The following is a 19,856-nucleotide window of genomic DNA, read 5'->3' on the forward strand; positions in this document are numbered from 1 at the left end:
CCGGAGGACGTGCTGAACCTGAGCGAGCCTACGATCAGAACGACCGGCCCATTCAGGTCTCACCTCCCGGAGGTGGCACGCATGGACTTGACCTCTCCCCGAGCCGCAGCAGGGGGATCCAACCCTCACAGGTTGATCTTTCTGCTTCACAGCCGACAGCCGACCCGAACAAACGGCGAGGGATGGAGTGCCGCCCATCGGTCTTACACCGGCTCCCCAGACCTGACTTTCCACCAGCCCGGCGGTAGGCCCGGCCAGCTTGGCCATCGCCGACCGGACACGTCAGACGATAGCACTAGTGTTCGACGAGAGGCTGGGGTCTTCTTGGAGGGGTCGCGATGACGGTTCTCGCTGAAACCGCCCCGGTCGGCGTGGGCATCGGGCTGCTGGCCGTGCCCCTCGTCGTCGCCGCCATCATCACCTGGCTGCTGCTGACCCGGCGCGCCTCGCACGACCAGCGCGACCCCGAGCACTTCCACGACCAGGACTCCCACCGAGGGCCCGAACAGGGCGGCTACTACCGCTACACGCCCGGCATGTTCTCGCACAGCTACGCCCCGGGGAAGACCAAGTACAAGGACATGCCCTGGTAGCTCAGCTACCGGCGAGCCCCCGCACCATGCTGTCGAAGGCGCCGTCCCAGTGGCGGCGCGCCTCCTCGGCGTCGCCGAGCGCGCCGCGCAATTCGAGGCTGGCCAGTCCGTGCGCGAGGGCGTTGAGCCTGACGGCGAGATCATAGGGTTCGGCGGGCGCGAAGGCGCCTTCCTGTACGCAGCGGGCGGCGGCGGCGACCAGCGTGTCGAAGGTCGGCCGGATCAGTGCGCCGGTCTCGGCGTCGGGCTGGAACTCGGGTACCGGCCGCCCGAACATCAACTGGAAGAGGTGCGGGTTGGCCAGCGCGTTGGCGCGGTAGGCGTGGCCGAGCGCGAGGAGATCGGCGACGGCGTCGTCCGTGCGGGGAACGGCGGCAAAGGCGGCGGCGAGACGTTCGAATCCGGCCAGGAACATCTCGCGGACCAGGCCGCCCTTGTCGCCGAAGAGGTTGTAGACGGCCGTGGTGGACACCCCCGCCTGCTCCGCGACGCGGCGGGTGGTCAACGCCGACGGCCCCGCGGCGGCCAGGAGCCGGCCGCCGGCGTCGACGAGTTCGCGGCGAAGCTCGCCGTAATCGCGGGTTCTCGGCCTTGCCATGGCGACGAGCGTACCGTAACGTCGTTACGTAACAGCGTTACTAAACTTGTTCGGGAGCAGCAATGACTGAAGAACTGCACGTCGTCCTGGGCGCTACCGGCGCGATCGGCAAAGCCGTCGCCGCCGAACTCGACGCCCGCGGCCACCGCGTCCGCACCGTCAGCCGAGGCGCGGCCACCGGTCCGCACCACGTCCAGGCCGATATCACCACCACCGACGGCGCCATCGCCGCCTGCCAGGGCGCCGCGGTCGTCTACCAATGCGCACAGCCCCGGTACGAACGCTGGGTCGCGGAGTTCCCCGCGCTCATCCGCACCGTCCTCGCCGGAGTCGAGGCCGCCGGAGCGAAGCTGGTCATGGCCGACAACCTTTACGTCTACGGCCCCGTCGACGGCCCCATGACCGAAGACCTGCCGCACGCCGCCGCCAATCCCAAGGGCCGGGTCCGCGCCGAAGTCGACGAGCTGATCCTCGACGCCCACCGGTCCGGGCGGATCCGCGCGACCCTGGGACGGGCCTCCGACTACTACGGCCCCTCAGGGGTCAACACCATCCTCGGCCCGACCGTCTTCGCCGCCGCCCTGGCCGGAAAGACCGCTCGCTGGGTCGGCGACCTCGACCAGCCGCACACCGTCGCCTACCTCCCCGACATCGCGGCCGGCCTGGCCACCCTCGGCGAGCGCGCCGAAGCCGACGGGCGCGGCTGGCACCTGCCGGCCGCCGAGGCCATCACCGGCCGCGAGTTCCTCGGCCTCGTGCGGACCGCGGCCGGCGGCAAGCCCAAGATCGCCGGACTCGGCCGCGGAGCGCAACGCCTCATCGGGCTGTTCAACCCGACCGTGCGCGAACTCGGCGAGACCTGGTACCAGCGCGACCGGCCGTTCATCGCCGACGACTCCGCCTTCCAGAAGGCGTTCGGACCGGTGAAGGTCACCCCGCACGACGAAGGCGTGGCCACGACCCTCGATTGGTTTCGGCACAACGCGGCCTGAAAAGCGGGGTCAGCGGGGCTTCATACCCAGGAAGGCGCGTGCTTCGGCGGGACGCATGGGCGGGCGCTGAGCCAGGTCCGCCAAGGTGGCGGCACGGTCCACCAGCTGGACGTTCGCGACCACCGGCTGCCCCTTGGCATAGGTCAGCGTGTCCTCCATGCCGACCCGCAGATGGCCGCCCGCCGCCAGCGCCGCGTACATGACCGGCAGCGTCGTGCGGCCCACGCCCGTCGCCGACCAGGTCGCCCCCGCCGGGAGCGCCTCGACCGCCGCCACCAGCGTCCGGGCGTCGCCCGGCATCCCGCCCGGCACCCCCATCACCAGATCGCAGTGCACGCGCCCGCCGTACGGGGCGCCGTGCTTGTCCAGGAGCCGGTTCAGGGCCGCGACGTGACCCAGGTCGAACAGCTCGAACTCCGGGACGACCTCCAGCTCCTGGGTGCGCCGGTACAGCTCCACCATGAACGGCCACGGGTTCATGAAGACCTCGTCGCCGAAGTTGACCGTCCCGCAGGTGAGCGAGCACCCGTCCGGCCCGGCCTCCAGCACCCGCAGCCGGTCCTCGTACGGGTCGGTGACCGCGCCGCCCGTGGACAGCTGCACGATCAGCCCGGTCTCCTCGCGCAGCGCCCGCACCGTGTCGCGGAGCCGAGCCAGGTCGAGCGTGGGCCGCGCGGCGCCGTCCCGGATGTGCACGTGGACGACCGCCGCCCCGGCGGCCTCGCACTCCTGGGCCGTCTGGACGAGTTCGCCGAGGGTGACCGGCAGCGCCGGGACGTCCGCCTTCGCGGACTCGGCGCCGGTCGGGGCCACCGTGATGAGCGTCGTTGCTCCCATGCAGGCAGAATGCATGGTCATGCGTGCCGTAGTCCAGCGAGTGAGCGAGGCCGGCGTGACCGTCGAGGGTCGCGTGGTCGGAGAAATCGAAGGTCCGGGGCTGCTGGTCCTGGTCGGCGTGACGCACGCCGACACGCCCGCCCAGGCCCGGCGGCTGGCCGCCAAACTGTGGGGCCTGCGGATCCTCCAGGACGAGAGATCGTGCTCGGACCTGAACGCCCCGCTGCTGGTGATCAGCCAGTTCACGCTGTACGGGGACGCCCGCAAGGGCCGCCGCCCGAGCTGGATCGCGGCGGCGCCCGGCGAGGTCGCCGAACCGCTGGTGGACGCCGTCGTCGCCGAACTGCGGGCGCTCGGCGCGAAGGTCGAGACCGGCGTCTTCGGAGCCGACATGAAGGTCGCCCTGGTCAACGACGGCCCCATCACGCTGATCCTCGAGATCGACGGTGTTTAAAGTCCCGGCCTACGGCGCTCGCCTAGCGGCTCGCCCCTAACCGGGCCTCGGCGAGCGCGACATCGCTTCGCGATCTGCCCGGTGAGACTCGCCTCCGGCATCGCCCCACCGGCCAGGTAGCGCGCTCGCGCGGTACCTGAGGCCACTGCGAATCGACTCTCAGCGGTCGCGGATCGGTAGCGGTCGCGGATCAGGCGGTGTAGCCGTAGATCATTCCGGCGATCGTCACCAGCGTCCCGGCGGCGGCCAGCAGGATCAGCGCCCGGTCGGCCTGGGCCAGCCGTCCCCGCACCTCCGGGGACACCACGATCTGGCCGGTCTCGCGGTTCGGGTCGGGCTCGGCCTTCTTGCGCAGCGGGTTGCGCATCCCCACCAGCCGCCACAGCGCGTCGTTCTTCACCTGCTGGTGCTCGTCCCGGCAGGCGAACAGCCGGCCCCGGACGTGCGCCGGGCACGCGAACCCCTGCCGCGTCATCACCCGGCACAGCGCCGGGACCAGCAGGAACTGGTAGAGGCACCACAGCAGCAGCCCGAGCAGCGCCAGCCGCCACGACCCCAGCCACCAGGCCACCCCGCCCCACAGGGCGAACAGCCCCCACCAGACCAGCGCCGACTCCCGGCGCGGCCGGCGGCGCCGGCCCGGCTCCCCGCGCTTGCCCGGCGCCCCCTTCCGCTGCGGCGGTGGTTCCTCGTTCCCCGGCGTCGCGACCATCGATCGGGACCCACCTTCCCCTGGGGGCGGCCGGACAGGTTTTCGTCTACGAGAGACGATTTTGCCCGGGTGCCAGGTGCTTTACCCGCGATTCGCCGTGCGTCGTCGAAGATCGATCTGGGCGTTGGCGCCGGTGTCGGGGGACACCACGACCTCTTGTGCCGCGGCCACCCCGCCGGCCAGCAGCTCGGCGTCCACCGGCACGTTCCGCTTGACCAGCGCCAGCGCGACCGGGCCCAGCTCGTGGTGGCGGGCCGCCGACCCCACGAACCCGACGGTGCGGCCGCCGGGGATCTCCAGCGGGTCGCCGTGCGCGGGCAGCCGGTCGACGCTGCCGTCCAGATGCAGGAACACCAGCCGGCGCGGCGGGCGCCCCAGGTTGTGCACCCGAGCGACGGTCTCCTGGCCCCGGTAGCAGCCCTTCTCCAGATGCACCGCCGCCTCGATCCAGCCCATCTCGTGCGGGATCGAACGGTGATCGGTGTCCAGCCCGAAGCGGGCTTGGTGCGCGGCGATCCGCAGCGCCTCGTACGCCCAGATCCCGGCCGGGCGCAGCCGTTCGGCCAGGGCCGGCAGCTCCGACCGGTCGATGATCCGCGCGGTCAGCCCGGCCACATCCGGCAGCACGGCCGCCGCCTCGACCTCGGCGCCCTCCGGGACGGTCACCACGGCGTGGGAGCCGCTGACGTCCTCGACCTCGACGCGCAGCATGAACCGCATCCGGTCGAGGAACTCGGCGAGGGCCGGCGCGGTGCCCGGCTCCACGTGCGCCCAGACGGCCTCTCCGTCGTCCACCAGGTGCAGGTGGTGCTCGACGTGCCCGTGCGGGCTGAGCAACAGCGCCTGCGTCGGCTCGTTCGGGGCCAGCCGCTCCAGATGCTGGCTCAGCAGGCTGTGCAGCCAGCTCAGCCGGTCGGGCCCGGAGACCCGCACGACCCCCCGGTCGCTCCGGTCGACGAACGCCGTCCCGGCTTCCAGGGCGCGCTGTTCCTGCGCCGGCTCACCGTAGTGCGCGGCGATCTCCTGGTCGGGGGCGTCCGCGGGGACGGCCCCGGGCAACTGCAGCAGCGGGCTCTCCATGAAGCCCACACTATGCGCCGCGGCGCGGGATTCACCCTCGGGCTCAGCCGGTCGTGCTGCCCGCTCCGGCGGCCGCCGCGAGACGGCAGTCCTTGCACCGCCCGTACACGGTCAGGTGGTGCACATCGGTCTCGAACCCGAACGCGCCCTCCAGCCGTCCGGCCAGCCCCGCCGCCGCCTCCGGGTCGACGTCGTTGACCGTGCCGCACTCCCGGCACACCAGATGGATGTGCTCGGCGTCGGCCGCCAGGTGGTAGTTGGGCGGGCCGTGCCCCAGATGAGCGTGCTTCACCAGCCCGAGCTCCTCCAGGAGCTCCAGGGTTCGGTAGATGGTGGAGATGTTCACCCCGCGGGCGGTGCGCTGCACCTCGGCGCAGATCTCCTCCGGGGTCGCGTGTTCGAGGTTGGTGACCGCCTCCAGCACCAGCTGGCGCTGCGGCGTGACCCGGTACCCCTTGGCCCGCAGCTCCTCCTGCCACGTCTCGGACATGTTCCGAGTCTATGTGCCCGGCGTCACGGATGAGATCGCGAAAAAGCCGCTTGCCCGGATCGCGGGCGCTCGCATAGCGTGCGAGTACGCGCGAAAGGAGGTGGTCCAAGAAAATGGTTGATTCTAGGACTCGCGAGGTGGCTGTCCGCTAGTCGCCGTTCCGCCTCGTACCCGCCCCCCAGGGGGCGGTGCAGCCGGTCGGTGACCGGCGAATACCAGGCAGTTACCCGATCCCCGGACCGATGGACCAGTCCTGCCCATCGCCCCGCCACCCGGCGGGAAGGTCCGGGGATCGTTCATTCTCCGCTCAGGAGACGCGCTTGAGCTGCGCCGACAGATGCGACTGGAGCTGCTGCCCCACCGCCGCCATGTCGTACGCCCAGCCCAGGTCCTCGCCGATCAGCCCGTACAGCCGCTTGCCGCCGGTGACCTCCTTGGCGCTCTCGGTCCGCGCCACCACGTCGGTGACCAGCTCCACCCGGTTGAACGCCACGTTCCCCAGGTAGATCTCCACGATCCCGGTCGGGTGCGCCAGCGTGACCTCGACCTGGTGGTCCGGCCGCGGCCGCCAGTACCCCGTCTCGGTCGCCAGCGGACGGCCCAGCGAACCGTCCTCCTCGATCAGCCAGGTACGGCTCGCGTAGACCAGGAACGGCTTGCCGATATGGGTGAAGGAGATCTCCTGGCCGAAGTGGAACCCCTCGATCGTGGGATAGCCGCCGACTCCGGCGCCCTCCCACGTACCGAGCAGGAACCTCAGGGGTTCGAGATCGGGGTGCAGCTCAAGCTCCATGGGCACCGAGGGTAGCGGCGCCGCGCCCCTTGTCGGACCGCGATCTCCGGTGCCGGGACTCTCGCCGGGGCCCGCTACCGCAGCCGGGACAGCCGCACGACCAGAAGGACCGCGGCCACCGCGATCAGTCCGAGGACCACGACCACCACCACCGCGTTCACCATGCCCACGGCGCCTGATCCTATGTCCGCGCGGCGGGTGGCCGGCCGGGCACCCGCGCGGGTTACGCTCCCGGTATGGCGAGATCTCTGGTGATCAAGGCGACGGCCGGCGCGGACGGCCCGGAACGGTGCAACCAGGCCTTCACGGTCGCGGCGGCGGGCGTGGCCAGCGGTCTTCCGGTCTCGCTCTGGCTGACCGGCGAGTCCACCTGGTTCGCGCTGCCCGGCCGGGCCGAGGAGTTCCGGCTGGCGCACGCCACCCCGCTGGAGGACCTGCTGGCCGCCGTCCTGTCCGCCGGGCAGGTGACGGTCTGCACCCAGTGCGCGGCCCGCCGCGACATCAAACCCGACGACGTGATCCCCGGCGTCCGCATCGCGGGCGCCCCCACCTTCGTGGAAGAGATCTCCACCGAGGGGGCGCAGGCCCTGGTCTACTGAGCCCCGCCGCCGGTGGTTGATCTCCCACTCAGCGGACATGAACAGGGGCGACGCTAAGGAGTTGAACGGCGTGATCGAAATCCCCCTGTGGGCCTGGATCGCCACGGTCGGCCTGATCATCGCCCTGTTCGTGTTCGACCTGCTGGTCGCGGTGCGGCGGCCGCACGCGGTCGGGCTGCGGGAGGCCGCGTTCTGGTCGGTGTTCTACGTCGCCGTCGCGATCCTGTTCGGCTTCGGCGTGCTGGCCGTGGCCGGCGGGACGGCCGGCACGGAGTACTTCGCCGGCTGGGTGGTGGAGAAGAGCCTGTCGGTGGACAACCTCTTCGTCTTCGTCATCATCCTGTCCCGGTTCGAGGTCCCGGCGATCTACCAGCAGAAGGTGCTGCTGTTCGGGATCGCGGCGGCGCTCATCCTCCGGACGATCTTCATCGCGGCCGGCGCCGCGGCCATCACCGCGTTCTCCTTCACCTTCCTGCTGTTCGGGCTGGCGCTGCTGTGGACGGCCGTCCAGCTGATGCGGCACCGCAAGGAGGAGCCCGAGGTCGAGGACAACTGGCTGGTCCGGCGCAGCCGCAAGATCATGCCGGTGACCACCGACTTCCACGGCGGCCGGATGTTCGCCCATGAGGACGGCCGCCGGGTGATGACGCCGCTGCTGCTGGTCTTCATCGCGATCGGCAGCACCGACCTGCTGTTCGCGCTGGACTCCATCCCCGCGGTGTTCGGCGTGACCAAGGAGCCGTTCCTGGTGTTCGCCGCGAACGCGTTCGCGCTGCTGGGGCTGCGCGCGCTGTTCTTCCTCATCGAGGGCCTGCTGGAACGGCTGGTCTACCTGTCGATCGGCCTGTCGCTGATCCTGGCGTTCATCGGCGTCAAGCTGATCCTGCTGTTCCTGCACGAGGACGTCAGCAAGTCCATCCCGGAGATCCCGACCCCGCTGTCGCTGGGCGTGATCCTGCTGATCCTCACCGTCACGACCGTGGCGAGCTTCTGGCGCGTCCGCGGCCACCCGGAGGAGCGCGCCCACGCGGGCTCGCTGCGCAAGCACCGGCAGCGCGAGGAGCGGGACGAGGCCGAGTCCCGGTCCGCCGCCTCGCAGCGAGGCGGCGGACCGGGCTCAGAGGCCTAGGCGGTCATGACGGCGTTCAGGCGCTCCTCGCGGAGGCGGCCCGCCCAGGAGTCCTCGATGGGGTGGAGTTCCTGCCCCACCGCCCAGCGCAGCAGCAGGTCGGCCAGGCCCGGGTTGCGCACCAGGGCGGGGCCGTGCATGTACGTGCCGAGCACGCGCCCGTTGTAGGCGCCCTCGAAACCGCCGGAGCCGTTGCCGACGCCCACCAGCACCTGGGCGAAGGGCTTCACGTTCTGGCCCAGGTGGGTGACGCCCTGGTGGTTCTCGAAACCGGTGATGCGGGGGACGTTCAGCTCGGAGGAGACGTCCCCGACGATTTCGCCGACCGCACGCCGTTCGCCGCGCCCGCTGCGGATGTCGAGCAGGCCCAGGCCCTGGACGGGCTGGCCCTCCTCGCCGCCGAACTCGTGCCCGAGCAGCTGGTAGCCGGCGCACACCGCGAACACCACGGCGCCGCGCTGGGCCGCCTGCAGCAGGCCGCCGTCCCTGCTCAGCCGCTGCGCGGCCAGGATCTGCGGGCGGTCCTCGCCGCCGCCGAGCAGGAAGATGTCGCCGTCGGCGGGCACCGGCTGGTCGGACCGGACGTGGACGGTCTCGGTCGGGATGCCGCGCAGCGCGGCGCGCCGCTCCAGGACGATGGTGTTGCCCTGGTCCCCGTACGTGCTCAGCAGGTCGGGGTAGATCCAGACGATCTTCAACGGACGGTTAGGCGACACGGCCGTACCTCGCTCGGACTGACTCGGTTGGAAGGCTGTACAGGCGGTCAGACCCGCGACGGTCACACGACACGGCCGTACCTTGTTCGGATGTCCTGGAAGGCCGTGTAGTTGGAGATCACGTCCAGGCGGCCGGGTGGGACGGCCATGACGGCCTGGTCGATGTCGTCCACCACGGTGAACTGCACATCGGCGGCCTCCAGCCGGGCGGCCAGGTCGATCCGGCGCTCGCCGGTGACCCACACCGGGCGGCCGCGCAGGATGCGGTAGTCGACGTCCCACAGCCAGGAGGTGTCGCGCCCGTCGGGGCCCTGCGCGTTGACCGACAGCGCCACCGGGCCGGGCGCGGGCTCCAGGACGTCGAACGCCTCCAGCCAGCCCGCCGGGTTCTTCGACAGCAGCAGCCGGATCTGGCGGCCCTCGTGCTCGACGGTGGTGTAGCGGCCGGCGACCGAGCGGACCTCGCTCAGCAGCGGCAGTGCCTGCTCGGGCGGGACGCCGAACTGGGCGACGACGGCGAGCGCGACGACGGCGTTGGACCGGTTGGCGCGTCCCGGAAGGGCCAGGTTCGACAGTTGCAGGGAGCGGCCGTCGGGGCCGGTGACCACGTCGCCCTTCAGGATCCAGTCGGGGCGGGGACGGGCGAAGTGGCACTCGCGACAGCGCCAGTCGCTGTCCTCATCGGTGTCCTGGCGGTCCAGGGGGCCGCCGCATTCGGGGCAGCACCAGGAGTCCTCGCGCCAGTGCTGCCCGGCGGCGACCCAGGTGACGCTCTTGGCGGTGGACGCGCCCCAGGTCACGAGCGGGTCGTCGCAGTTGGCGATGACGTGGCTCTGCGGGCTGTCCTCGAGTGCCTTGCGCCACTTGCCGGCCAGCAGCCAGATCTCGGCCGCGCGGTCCATCTGGTCGCGGCTGAGGTTCATCAGCGCGACCACGTTGGCACCGGTCTCGGCCAGCACCATCGGCACGTATTTCTCGTCACACTCCAGGACGCCGTAGCGGGCGCCGGGGGCGGAGGCGAGAGCGGAGACATGGCCGGTGGGCATGTTCGCGCCGAACGCGTTGGTGGCGACCTCCCCCAGCGGCGTCATCGCCGAGGTGATCAGCCGGGTCGTCGTCGTCTTGCCGTTGGTGGCGCTGACGAGGACGAGCTTGCGGTCCCGGGCGAGCCTGGTCAGCAGCTCGGGGTCGAGTCGCAGGCCGATCCGGCCTCCGATCACCGAACCGTCCCCGCGGCCCGCCATCCGGGACATCCTGGCGGCCGTCCGGCCGAGTGCGACGGCCAGCTGCGAACGCAGCGGAAGATCGCTCATGAACTCCGTCTTCTCCGGTTTGCGCCTCTGAAGCCGTTCCGAGCCTAGCTGGTACGGAGGGCACAGTGGAGCGGCATGCCGGGGAGATGGGCCGCGGCGGGCGGCGGAAGGGAGTGCGACGAGCATCACACGATTTTCGGTAAACCAGTCCGGCATATCTTGACCTGTCCGCAGATGTCATGATTCGGTGCGACCCCCGGCAGCGGAAGCGCGATGGGTCCGAGATACCCATGACCACGTCCAAGTGCGGCGTTACCCAGTACTTTGTCGGGAGCCCTGCGGTTCGGCGGGGGAGAAACCCCGCCCCTCTCCGGCGGGCAACGGCGGCGACTAGGCGAGGTCAGAGCGATGCAGTGTCCGACGTGCGGTACGAACACGCCCGGGACGCTCGGCAAGTGTCCGAACTGCGACGCCCCGATCGACCAGCCCGGAGTGCCCCTGGGCGCGCCGGTGCCGATGGCGGATCCCGCGGCGCCGCCCAAGGCCGACGCGCAGGCGATCGGCGACAAGACGCTGTTCGTACCGCCGCCCAAGCCGTCCTGGGCGTCCGACTCGGACTCGGAACCCTCCGGCCCGCCGGAGGATTCCGACGGCGAGACGACCGCGCAGTGGACGATCAACCTCGCCGACTCCAATGACAGCGGCGGCTTCCAGGCGGCCCCGCCTCCCCCTCCCCCGGCCCCGCCGGCCGCGCCCGGCGGCTTCGGCGGCGGGACGCCTGAGGGCGGCGGCGCGGAGTCGATCGTCCCGGAGTCGTGGTTCGCGCGTCCCCGCAAACCGGACGAGCAGGACCAGGACCCGGGCTTCCAGCAGTGGGCTCCGCAGCCTCCCGCACCCGGTGCGATGGGGGAGGCCACGATGGTCGACTCCCCTTACCCCGGCCCGGGCGCCCCAGCCGAGGCGACGCGGTTCGACCAGCCCGGCATGAACATGGGCGTGCCGATGGGTCCCTCGGACCCCACCCTCGGCCCGCCGATGAGCCCGTACATGGGGCCAGGGCCAGGTGGCATGCCCGACTATCCGCCGCCGCCCGGTTCGTCCGGCAAGGCGAGCAAGCCGCTCCTCATCGCCGTCGTCGCGCTCGTCGCGGTGGCGGTGGTCTCCGTCGGCCTGGTGCTGTGGCCGGACGGGGAGAAGAAGGCGCCGCCGGTCGCCAAGCCGACCCCCTCGCCCAGCAACAACACGCAGGTGGCGCAGAAGAAGCCGATCGCGGCCGGACGCCAGCAGGCCGTCGAGGTCAACAAGCTGCTGAACGCCAGCGCCGACACCAAGCGGCAGCTGTCCGCCGCGCTCAACGGCACCCGCAAGTGCGAGACGCTGCCGACCGCCATCAAGGGCTTCCAGGTCGTCGCGCAGCGCCGGACGAACCAGATCCGCCGCACCCAGAGCCTCCAGCTCGACCAGCTGCGCAACGGCGACCGGATGCGGGTGTCGCTGCGGCAGGCGTTCCAGGCGTCGCTGGAGGCCGACCAGCGGCTGTACGCGTGGGCCAACGTGGTCAGCAGGAAGTGCCGCGGCAAGCCCCGTCCGGACGTGTCGCGCGCCCCCGGCCGGGCCGCCGCCGAACGCCGCGCGACCACGGCCAAGAAGCAGTTCGTCGCGATGTGGAACCCGGTCGCCAAGAACAACTCGCTGCCTCCGCGCATCTGGAACGGCCTGTAGGGCGTCCGATCACGAGCGGATTGCGACGCTCCGACGGAGCGGCCGTCGCGACGCGCGCACAGTATGTTGTTTGCGTCAAGCTTCTCGGGGAGGGTGTGGGAATGCGGTGCCCTGGCTGCGGTAACGACACGACTCCCTCGTTGCCGCGTTGTACACACTGCAACGCGTCCCTGAGCGGAATGGAAGACGCCACCACTCCCGACCCCCAGGCCGCGCCGCCGCCGTGGGGGCCGCCCGCCGATCCGGCCGGCTGGCCGTCCTCGCCCACCCCCTCGTCCCCGCCGCCCCCGGGACCGCCGCCGGGCGGAAACGACGGCGAGACCATCCTCTCGCTGTCCGACGAGCCCTGGGACCACGACCGGTGGGCGGAACCGGAGATGTGGAACCCGGACCAGCACCGCAAGAAGAGCCCGCTCCCCTTCATCCTGCTCGGCGGCGGCGTGGTGGCGCTGGCCGCGATCGCGCTGGCCATCATCTTCTGGCCGAGCTCCGGCGGCACCGGCACGCCCGCCGCGAACAGCTCGCTCCCCGCCCAGGGGCAGAGCCCCGGGGCGCAGAGCGAGCCGGTCGGCGACTCCCCCAGCGAGAGCGGCGACGCCACCGCGCTCAAGCGCCAGGCCGGGCAGGTCGACGCGCTGCTGACCGAGATGTCCAGCACCAGGTCGGAGCTGGGTTCGGTGGTGACCGGCGGCTGCCCGGTCTCCGGCCTCGAACGGATCCGCAGCCAGCGGCAGGAGCAGGTCGGCAAGGCCAAGGCCCTCGAGGTCGACGCGCTGGAGAACGGCACCGCGATGCGCGACGCCCTCGTCCGGGCCCTGGAAGCGTCGGTCGAGTCCAACCAGGGCTACCTGGACGTCGCGCCCGGCTGCCCGTCGGACGGCGACGTGGCCCCCATGAACGAGCGCGCCAGCCAGGCCAAGCGCGAATTCGTCGACTACTGGCGCCCCAACGCCGAGAAGGCCGGGCTGGCCGTCCGCGGCCCCGACGACATCTGACCTGCCCGCTCCCCAGTGCCCTTCAGCCCTCAAGGAAAGGGAGGCCGCGGGACGGGTCCCCGAACGGGGCGATGAGGCGTTCCGGCCAGCTCAGCACGGGCTCCAACCAGGAGCCCACCTGCATCGTGTCGGCCACGTCGGCGATCTGCTCGTCCTCGTCCAGGCCGATCGCGACGACCGACAGGTCCTTGTAGAAGCCCGCCTGCTCGTCGTCCCCGCCCAGCGCCGTCATCGCGATGGGACGGTTGCGTTCCAGCTCCATCGACAGCGGGTGGCGGCGCAGGGCGCGGAGGCGATGGCCGAGTTTGGGCTCCGGCGGCTGGCGCAGGCCGGGCAGCTGGTACTCCAGAGGCGGCGCCGGCGTGTGCTTGTCGGGGACGCCCGCGCCATACGGGAAGAGCCGCTCCAGCTCGTGCAGCCACCGCAGCTGGGGGACGACCCAGTTCGGCCCAGGGAGCGTCCCCGCCGGCGTGTGGTCGCCGTCCAGGAGCTTCTGCGCGACGTCGGCCACGGCGGCGGTCAGCTCGGACGGCAGGAAGGCGTTGCGGAGCGCCCAGGAGCGGCGGGTCACGGCCCGTTCCAGGACCGTCGCGAGCGTGCACTCGCGCAGCCGCGGGGCGAGCCGCGACCACACCCGTCCCAGCTCGGCCGGGACGGCGGGCAGCGGGCGGTTGACGACGTGCGCGAGCACCAGCGTGTCGGCCCACAGGCGCAGCCACGCCCAGTCCGGGTGGCCTGCCAGCAGATCGGCCTCGCGCAGCTCGTAGAGGGTGCAGGCCCGTCCGGAACGGCATTCGCACCCGCACGCGGCCGAGCGGCGGCCGTCGACGGGCGGCGGCGGGCCGGGCAGCACGCCCTCCCGGCCCTCGCCCAGCGGGATGCGCACCCGCAGCGGACGGTCCATCCCGTCGGCGAACACGGCCGCGACGCCCGGACGCAGCGACACCACCTCGCGCGACTGGTCCTGGTCGAGGTTCATGGCCGCGCCGACCTGGTGCCGGTCGTCGAAGGCCGGCAGCCGGTGCACGACCTTCAGCGCGGTGTTCTTGATGACGTCCGGGACCAGCTTGGTCGGGATCTGCTCGGCGACGATGATGCCCTCGCCGTACGCGCGGATCTCCGCCAGCATCCCGGCGAACAGCTCCACCGCGTGCGAGCTGGTGCGCTCCGGCCCGCGGTTGCGCAGCAGCCGGTGCGCCTCCTCGATCACGATGACGTGCCGCAGCCCGGGCGTCCCGGTGCCGCCGCCGCGCCGCTCCCGCATCCGCAGATGCTCCACGATCCGGATGATCAGCGTGCCCATGAGGAACGCCTTGTCCTCGTCGTTGGCGACGTCCTCGATGGCCAGCACGATGTTGTCGCGCAGCATGCCGCCGACGTCGGCCGGATGCCCGCCCTCGAAGAACCGGCCCGCCGAGCCGATCCGCAGCGACCGCAGCCGCACGTCCACGAACCCCTGCACGTCCGCCATCAGCTCGCGCCCGTACCCGACGTCGCCGATGACCTGCAGCGCGGCGTGCTGGAGCTGCTCCAGCGTCGGGACGGCCGGTTCGATGAGGGAGCCGGGGACGCCGCCGCCGGTGACCACGTCCCAGCCGTTGGCCTCGTACACCCGCTGCAGCGCCTGGGCCATGATCTGCGGGAACGGCTCCTCGGCGTCGAAGGCGGCCTGGAACAGCGCCCGGACCATGTCGATGTGCGCCTGCACCGGGTAGCCGGGCTCGGGCGCCAGCGGGTTCACCGACAGCGGCACCGAGCCCGGGTCGGACGGGTTGACCACGGTGACCGGGCCGCCGAGATCGCGGATGCGGCCCGCCATCGCCGCGTACTCCGACTTGGCGGGCTCGATCGCCAGCCACGGGATGCCCGCCCGGGTCAGCTGCTCCAGCAGGTGCCGGACGGTCTGCGACTTGCCCGCCCCGGTCGCGCCGGTGACGAACACGTGCCGGTTGATCGTGGCGCGCGGGACGGTGAAGCGGCCGACCTCGCGGTCCTGGCCGTCCAGGATCGCGCCCAGCTCCACCGGCGTCCCGGCCGGGTCGTCGGTCTCGGAGGTCACGTCGAAGTAGCCGGCGTCCAGGACGCGCAGGCCCGGCACCTCGCGGCGGGGCAGCCCGGCGAGCGCGGCCAGCGCCCCGGCGGTCGCGGTGAACGGGTACCCCTGGTCGGAGTCCAGCACCGCGCGCGACGCCGCCGGGGCCGGGTCGGGGCGCAGCACCTCGGCGAACGTCCCGCCGCCGTACCCGGACCTGAGCCGGTACGGGTGGTGCCCCAGCTCCATCGAGCCGACCAGGACCGGTGCGATCTGGGCCAGTTCCTCACGGTCGGCCGCGCCCGCCAGCACCCGCACCTGCCACAGCCCGGCCTCGCGGAAGGCGTCCAGCTCGGCCAGCCGCTGGTCGGCGCGGGCGACCGCCAGCCGGGCCTGCTCGTCCTCGCCGCGGCGCAGCATCCGCAGCTCGTGGTGCAGCTCGCGCATCTCGGTGTCCATCCGGCGCTCGTCGGTCGGCTCGGCGACCACGAACCAGCCGAACGGCCGTTCCATCAGCGTGACCAGCGTCGACTCGAACAGGCTGGCGCCGGTCTCGCCCCGGCCGACCTGCGGGGCGAGGCGTCCCGGGCAGCGCGTCCACACCATCCGCTCGGCGTGCCGCAGCCACCGGTCGCCGATCGGCACGCCGCGCGCGCCGCTGGGGAACAGCAGCCCCTGCCGCTCACCGGCGTTGGGGCCGACCGGACCGGCGTTGGTGATGAGCTCGAGCGGTGCGCCGCCGCCGGGCGACAGCCAGCCGACCACGAACGGCGACCGCCGCCGCGCGGCCGACAGCGCGGCGGGCAGCACGCTCACGAAGTCCCACTCCGCGGACGCGGGACGCTCGGGCGCGGGGATGGCCTGGATGCGGTACCAGGGCCCGGGCAGCACGGACGGCGCGGAGCCGTCCACGTCCGCCCGCGCACCCAGGTGCGGCGGCGGAACCAACCCCGGAGAACGGGGCGCCGGGGGCCGTTGCGGGGGCAGGGTCACCCAGGCATCCTTTCCTCCGAACGTCCCGCACGCCACCGAGCACAACGTTTCCGCAGGACGGCGATGGGCCGCGCCTACGGGGGTGGGTCGGCGGCGTGTCTGCCGTTCGGTTTCATTGGCGGGACTATGCGCGTGCCTCGCGGGTTGGTTCCTCGGGGGAGGGCGTGCCTCGCGCGCGACGCCCACGGGCGGCCGGGTGTGCGCTGGCCTGTCGGGGCCGCCAGCGGCTCCTCGGGCTCTCCATCGGCCGTTGTGTCGTCCTCGCCGGGCTCGTCGCCGGGCTCGTCGTCCGGGGGACGGGTCTCCTGTTCCTGCTCGCGCAGGTACTCCTCGAACTCCATGGAATGCGCGGTCGGCAGCGTGATGATGCCGGGGTTGGCGTCCACCAGGAGCACGCGCCGCCCCGACGCGCCGGCATGGGTGAAGACCATCGCGGTCGGCGGAAGCTCCTGGAGCTGCGGGGCCTCGATCCGCAGCTCGCGGAAGCCCTGCTTCAGCTCGCCGCCCTCGTCGCGGCGCCGGTCCTCGGTCGCGGCGAGCGTCCGGCCCCACTCTGTGGCCGAGCTGATCCCCTCCACCAGCGCGGAGTCGTCCGGCGCGGGCGCGGGCAGCGGCGACCACACCGGGTCGGTCAGCTCGTCGCCGCGGGACCGGGCATAGGCGACGGTGCTGGCGTAGCCGTCCGCGGCCACCTCCGACAGCGACTCCCCCGCCGAGTCGGTGATCTCCGCGACCAGCAGCGGCCGGTCGGCGCCGATGTGCTCGGCGGCGATCCGGGCGTCCTCGGGGTTGCCGAGCCGCATGAACCCGACGGCGGCGTGGCCGCGGCGGCCCAGCCGCTCGCGGACGTGCCCGGGGATGGACCGGTAGAGCAGCACCAGGCCCGTCCCGGTCGCCTCGCACGCGTCGATCAAACGGTCCAGGACGTCCCCGCGCAGCTTCTCCGCGCCGCACAGGAACAATGTGTGGTCCCAGCGGTCGCCGGGTGGCGACTCGCGGACGCGGTGGGTGAGCGCGGTGGTGACGAACGTGCCGAGGACCCGGTTGGTGAGCACCCCGGCGCGGCGGTCCATGGACACCACGTGCAGCCGCGACGGCGGCAGCCGCACCGGTTCGGAGCCGAGCTTCTCCAGCTTGCGCAGCTGGGCCTCCAGCGCCCAGGCGCGGCGCACCACGATCCGGTCGGTGGCGTCCCGGCCGAACAGCGTGGCGATCCGCTCCAGCTGCGCGTCGGTGAGCAGCCCCTTGCGCAGGTCGTCGCGCGGGTCGCCGACCTGGGCCAGGACGCGCAGCGCGGCGGTGATCCGGGGGATCGTGGCGTCGTCGCCGAGCACCTCGATGACGCGTTCCAGGATGGAGTTGTCGAACGACAGGTCGCGGGTGCCGTCCTGCTCCTCGCCCGCGCCGACCACCAGCGACAGCACGTCGGCCGTCGCCTCCCGGCTGAGGCCCCGGGTGACGTCCAGGCGCGGGAGGTCGGCGGGCAGCACCCACACCAGCGGGTCGTCGCCGCGCGCCGCGGCGACCCGCAGCAGGTCGTGCGCGACCGCGCCCTCGGACAGGTCGATGACGGTGAGGCGGGCGCCGACGGCGAGCCGGGCCGCGCCCATCGTGGTGACGGCGGCCGCCCAGCCCGCCAGGGTGCCGCCGACCACGTCGACGCGGTCGACGCCGGGCGGGACCGCGACCGGGTACCACTCGCGCTGGCCCGCGTAGGCCCGCTGCCGCTCCTCCCAGTCCTGGTACGCGGCGATGTAGTCGGACGACGCGGCGTCGCGCCGGCGCTGCCAGGCGGCCCGCTCCCGTTCGCCGCGCAGCCGTTCCTGGACGAGCCGCGCCCGCACGGCGCGCTCGTCCTGCCACAGCGCGAACCCGGTGATGGCGAGGACGACGGCGCAGGCGACCATCGCGACCGCCGCGAACGCCCACGGCACCACGCCGAGCGCGCCGCACGTCAGGAAGAGCGCCATGCCGATGCCTCCGCCGGCCACCGCGATCCGCAGCGGGCGGCCGGCGAGGTACTCGCCCGGGCGCCGTTCGGGGGGCGGGGCCGGCGGGGGCTCCCGCGGCTCCGGACGCGGCGGGGGTGGTCCGGGGTCGGGATGGACCTGCGCGTAGCGCCAGCCGACGTAGACGCGGTCGGCCTGGACCAGCCGCGCCATCGCGGCACCGTTCACCGGCGGCCGGCCGGATTCAGAAGCGGTCACGTCGAGAGACCCCTGGGGTTACGGGAAGGTATGGAACGCCTGGGGTTCGGGTTGGTTTCCTACACTGCACAGAGTAAAGAGGATCCGGGATTTACGCTCCACGTTCAACCGAACAGTGGCACCAATGACCGACTTTGAACGCCATTTCGGTCATGCCGGTCACCTTGGGGAAAGACCGGGCACGGTCTCGGCCTCGGCCGGCGCGGGCGTGGCCGTATCCGGCCGCGGCCTCGTCCGCCGCGGCAGGGCGAGCGCGGCCGCCACGCACGCGAGCGGGATCACCGGCGGCTGGTAGCGGTAGTCGAACATCACGGTGACCGGCGGGATCACCGTCATCGCCAGCGCCAGGCTCCACGGGAGCAGCGCCGGCCCGCCGCGCCGCCGCCATCCCGCCGCGACCGCCGCCAGCCCGGCCGCCAGCAGCGCGGCCAGGACGGCGCCGCGCAGGTAGACGTGGTCCTGGTAGCCGCGCAGGAACCCGGCGTACGGCTCGACGATCCGCGTCTCGTTGCGTCCGGCGTCGAAGGCGGCGACGTCCGCCTTGATGAAGTTGGGCAGCGGCCCCTCCTGGCTGCCGAACTCGTAGTAGGCGTAGGTCTTCTTGTCGGGGAAGACCGGCCGCGTCCAGGAGAAGCCGATCCGGAGCTCGTCCCACACGGTCGAGGCGTAATCGCCGGGCTGCGCGCGGATCGCCCGCACCGCGAAACCGCGGGCGAACTCCTCCTGCTCGGGGGAGAACCACGGCGGCACGCTGGGGTCGCTGCGCAGCACGGACTTGGCGCCCCAGATGTAGAAGTGCGAGGCGGGACGCTTCTCAGGCGGCAGGACCGGGCACAGCACCTGCTCGCGCGCCGGCGGGGGCCGGTCGAACTTCTCGCAGTCGACGAACGTCATCGCCCGGCTGTAGAGGAAGATCCCGCTGCTGTTGGTGAGGGCGAACCGGTCGTGGACGGACTGGAACCAGGTCGCGTACAGCGCCAGCGGCACAGCCGCCCCGGCCGCCGCCAGCGCCACCGGCCGCCATCCGGCCTTGCGGACCACCAGGTAGAGCAGGAGCAGGACGACCAGCGGCAGCGCGATCGAACGGGTCAGCGCGGCCATCGCGAGCAGCGCCCCGGCCAGGGCCGCGGCCTTCGGGCCGGGCTTCGACCGCCACATCGCCGCGGTGACCGCGCCCACGATCAGCGTGGTGAACAGCGTGTCGGACATCACCATGTGCTCGAGCTGGACCTCGTAGGCGTCCAGCAGCACCGGCGCCGCCGCCAGGGACGCGCCCCAGCCGGGCAGGCCGAACCTCGTCCGGAGCAGCGCGTACACCATCACGGCCACGCCCAGCCCCATGAGGTGCTGCAGGACGATCAACAGCTCGAAGCTGTGGAACGGCCGCAGCGCCCACAGGAAGAAGGCGTAGCCGCCGGGGCGGGCAGGGTGCGGCTCAGGGTCGAGCGCACCGGCCAGGTACTCGAACGAGTCGGGGAACCACATCGCCCACCGGTAGCCGAGCACGGTCAGCACGCGCAGCGCCACGCCGAGCCCGAGCAGGATCAGGAACGGCCAGTGCGCGGTGAGGAAGGCCCGGGAGCGGGTGCCGGGGGAGATCATTTCGCCGCAGCATAAGGCCCGCGCCCGCCCCGGTGCCAGCGGCGGGGCGGGGAGACGCG

At 72.5% G+C, this 19,856-nt stretch carries 18 protein-coding genes; 7 read left to right on the forward strand and 11 right to left on the reverse strand.

The annotated features are described in order from the left end of the window. Positions 1-338: 338 nt before the first annotated feature. Positions 339-593 carry a hypothetical protein gene (locus tag ABD340_RS21945; RefSeq protein ID WP_344591183.1) on the forward strand — a complete coding sequence of 85 codons (255 nt, stop codon included), beginning with the start codon at positions 339-341 and terminating at the stop codon, positions 591-593. 1 nt (position 594) lies between these two features. Here ABD340_RS21945 and ABD340_RS21950 read toward each other — a convergent pair whose 3' ends face one another. After that, positions 595-1,191, reverse strand: coding sequence for a TetR/AcrR family transcriptional regulator (locus ABD340_RS21950; protein ID WP_344591185.1), 597 nt, complete (start codon positions 1,189-1,191; stop codon positions 595-597). Between the two features lie 62 nt (positions 1,192-1,253). Here ABD340_RS21950 and ABD340_RS21955 point away from each other — a divergent pair, with 62 nt between their 5' ends. After that, positions 1,254-2,183, forward strand: coding sequence for an NAD-dependent epimerase/dehydratase family protein (locus ABD340_RS21955; RefSeq protein WP_344591187.1), 930 nt, complete (start codon positions 1,254-1,256; stop codon positions 2,181-2,183). A 9-nt stretch (positions 2,184-2,192) separates the two neighbouring features. Here the strand turns inward: ABD340_RS21955 and ABD340_RS21960 are convergent, their stop codons facing one another. Further along, positions 2,193-3,020 carry a beta-keto acid cleavage family enzyme gene (locus ABD340_RS21960; protein ID WP_344591188.1) on the reverse strand — a complete coding sequence of 276 codons (828 nt, stop codon included), beginning with the start codon at positions 3,018-3,020 and terminating at the stop codon, positions 2,193-2,195. Between the two features lie 19 nt (positions 3,021-3,039). Between ABD340_RS21960 and dtd the strand changes: the two genes are divergently transcribed. Next, positions 3,040-3,474, forward strand: a complete 435-nt coding sequence (dtd, locus tag ABD340_RS21965; RefSeq protein ID WP_344591189.1) for a D-aminoacyl-tRNA deacylase — start codon at positions 3,040-3,042, stop codon at positions 3,472-3,474. A 190-nt stretch (positions 3,475-3,664) separates the two neighbouring features. On the opposite strand, the gene ABD340_RS21970 is transcribed toward dtd, so the two are convergent. The 4 genes from ABD340_RS21970 to ABD340_RS21985 form a co-directional block, all read right to left on the reverse strand. Further along, entirely contained in the window at positions 3,665-4,186 is a 522-nt protein-coding gene (locus ABD340_RS21970; protein WP_344591190.1) for a hypothetical protein, read from the reverse strand. Positions 4,187-4,267: 81 nt separating this feature from the next. Beyond that, positions 4,268-5,266: a CAF17-like 4Fe-4S cluster assembly/insertion protein YgfZ gene (gene ygfZ / locus ABD340_RS21975; protein WP_344591191.1), complete on the reverse strand. Its 999-nt coding sequence runs from the start codon at positions 5,264-5,266 to the stop codon at positions 4,268-4,270. A gap of 43 nt (positions 5,267-5,309) precedes the next feature. Continuing rightward, entirely contained in the window at positions 5,310-5,756 is a 447-nt protein-coding gene (locus ABD340_RS21980; RefSeq protein ID WP_344591192.1) for a Fur family transcriptional regulator, read from the reverse strand. 307 nt (positions 5,757-6,063) lie between these two features. Further along, positions 6,064-6,549 carry a heme-binding beta-barrel domain-containing protein gene (locus tag ABD340_RS21985; protein ID WP_344591193.1) on the reverse strand — a complete coding sequence of 162 codons (486 nt, stop codon included), beginning with the start codon at positions 6,547-6,549 and terminating at the stop codon, positions 6,064-6,066. Between the two features lie 236 nt (positions 6,550-6,785). On the opposite strand from ABD340_RS21985, the gene ABD340_RS21990 reads away from it, so the two are divergent. Continuing rightward, entirely contained in the window at positions 6,786-7,148 is a 363-nt protein-coding gene (locus ABD340_RS21990; protein ID WP_344591194.1) for a DsrE family protein, read from the forward strand. 70 nt (positions 7,149-7,218) lie between these two features. Then, positions 7,219-8,277, forward strand: a complete 1,059-nt coding sequence (locus ABD340_RS21995) for a TerC family protein (RefSeq protein ID WP_344591195.1) — start codon at positions 7,219-7,221, stop codon at positions 8,275-8,277. On the opposite strand, the gene ABD340_RS22000 is transcribed toward ABD340_RS21995, so the two are convergent. Both ABD340_RS22000 and ABD340_RS22005 read right to left on the reverse strand, forming a co-directional pair. Continuing rightward, positions 8,274-8,993 carry a type 1 glutamine amidotransferase gene (locus ABD340_RS22000; protein ID WP_344591197.1) on the reverse strand — a complete coding sequence of 240 codons (720 nt, stop codon included), beginning with the start codon at positions 8,991-8,993 and terminating at the stop codon, positions 8,274-8,276. The genes ABD340_RS21995 and ABD340_RS22000 overlap by 4 nt on opposite strands. A 62-nt stretch (positions 8,994-9,055) precedes the next feature. Next, complete coding sequence (locus tag ABD340_RS22005) at positions 9,056-10,306, reverse strand: MurT ligase domain-containing protein (protein ID WP_344591198.1); 1,251 nt, start codon at positions 10,304-10,306, stop codon at positions 9,056-9,058. Between the two features lie 348 nt (positions 10,307-10,654). Between ABD340_RS22005 and ABD340_RS22010 the strand changes: the two genes are divergently transcribed. Both ABD340_RS22010 and ABD340_RS22015 read left to right on the forward strand, forming a co-directional pair. Beyond that, positions 10,655-11,968: a hypothetical protein gene (locus ABD340_RS22010; RefSeq protein WP_344591200.1), complete on the forward strand. Its 1,314-nt coding sequence runs from the start codon at positions 10,655-10,657 to the stop codon at positions 11,966-11,968. Between the two features lie 179 nt (positions 11,969-12,147). Next, complete coding sequence (locus ABD340_RS22015) at positions 12,148-12,963, forward strand: hypothetical protein (protein ID WP_344591201.1); 816 nt, start codon at positions 12,148-12,150, stop codon at positions 12,961-12,963. Between the two features lie 22 nt (positions 12,964-12,985). Here the strand turns inward: ABD340_RS22015 and ABD340_RS22020 are convergent, their stop codons facing one another. The 3 genes from ABD340_RS22020 to ABD340_RS22030 all read right to left on the reverse strand — a co-directional run bounded on the left by ABD340_RS22020 (position 12,986) and on the right by ABD340_RS22030 (position 19,797). Continuing rightward, positions 12,986-15,988 carry an ATP-binding protein gene (locus ABD340_RS22020; RefSeq protein ID WP_344591203.1) on the reverse strand — a complete coding sequence of 1,001 codons (3,003 nt, stop codon included), beginning with the start codon at positions 15,986-15,988 and terminating at the stop codon, positions 12,986-12,988. Between the two features lie 74 nt (positions 15,989-16,062). Beyond that, on the reverse strand, positions 16,063-18,195 hold the full coding sequence (locus ABD340_RS22025) for a hypothetical protein (protein WP_344591205.1): 2,133 nt from the start codon (positions 18,193-18,195) through the stop codon (positions 16,063-16,065). Positions 18,196-18,354: 159 nt separating this feature from the next. Beyond that, complete coding sequence (locus tag ABD340_RS22030; protein WP_344591206.1) at positions 18,355-19,797, reverse strand: hypothetical protein; 1,443 nt, start codon at positions 19,795-19,797, stop codon at positions 18,355-18,357. Positions 19,798-19,856: the final 59 nt, after the last annotated feature.

Origin of the sequence: Actinomadura vinacea (assembly GCF_039532545.1) — a bacterium.
In the GTDB taxonomy this organism is placed as follows: domain Bacteria; phylum Actinomycetota; class Actinomycetes; order Streptosporangiales; family Streptosporangiaceae; genus Spirillospora; species Spirillospora vinacea.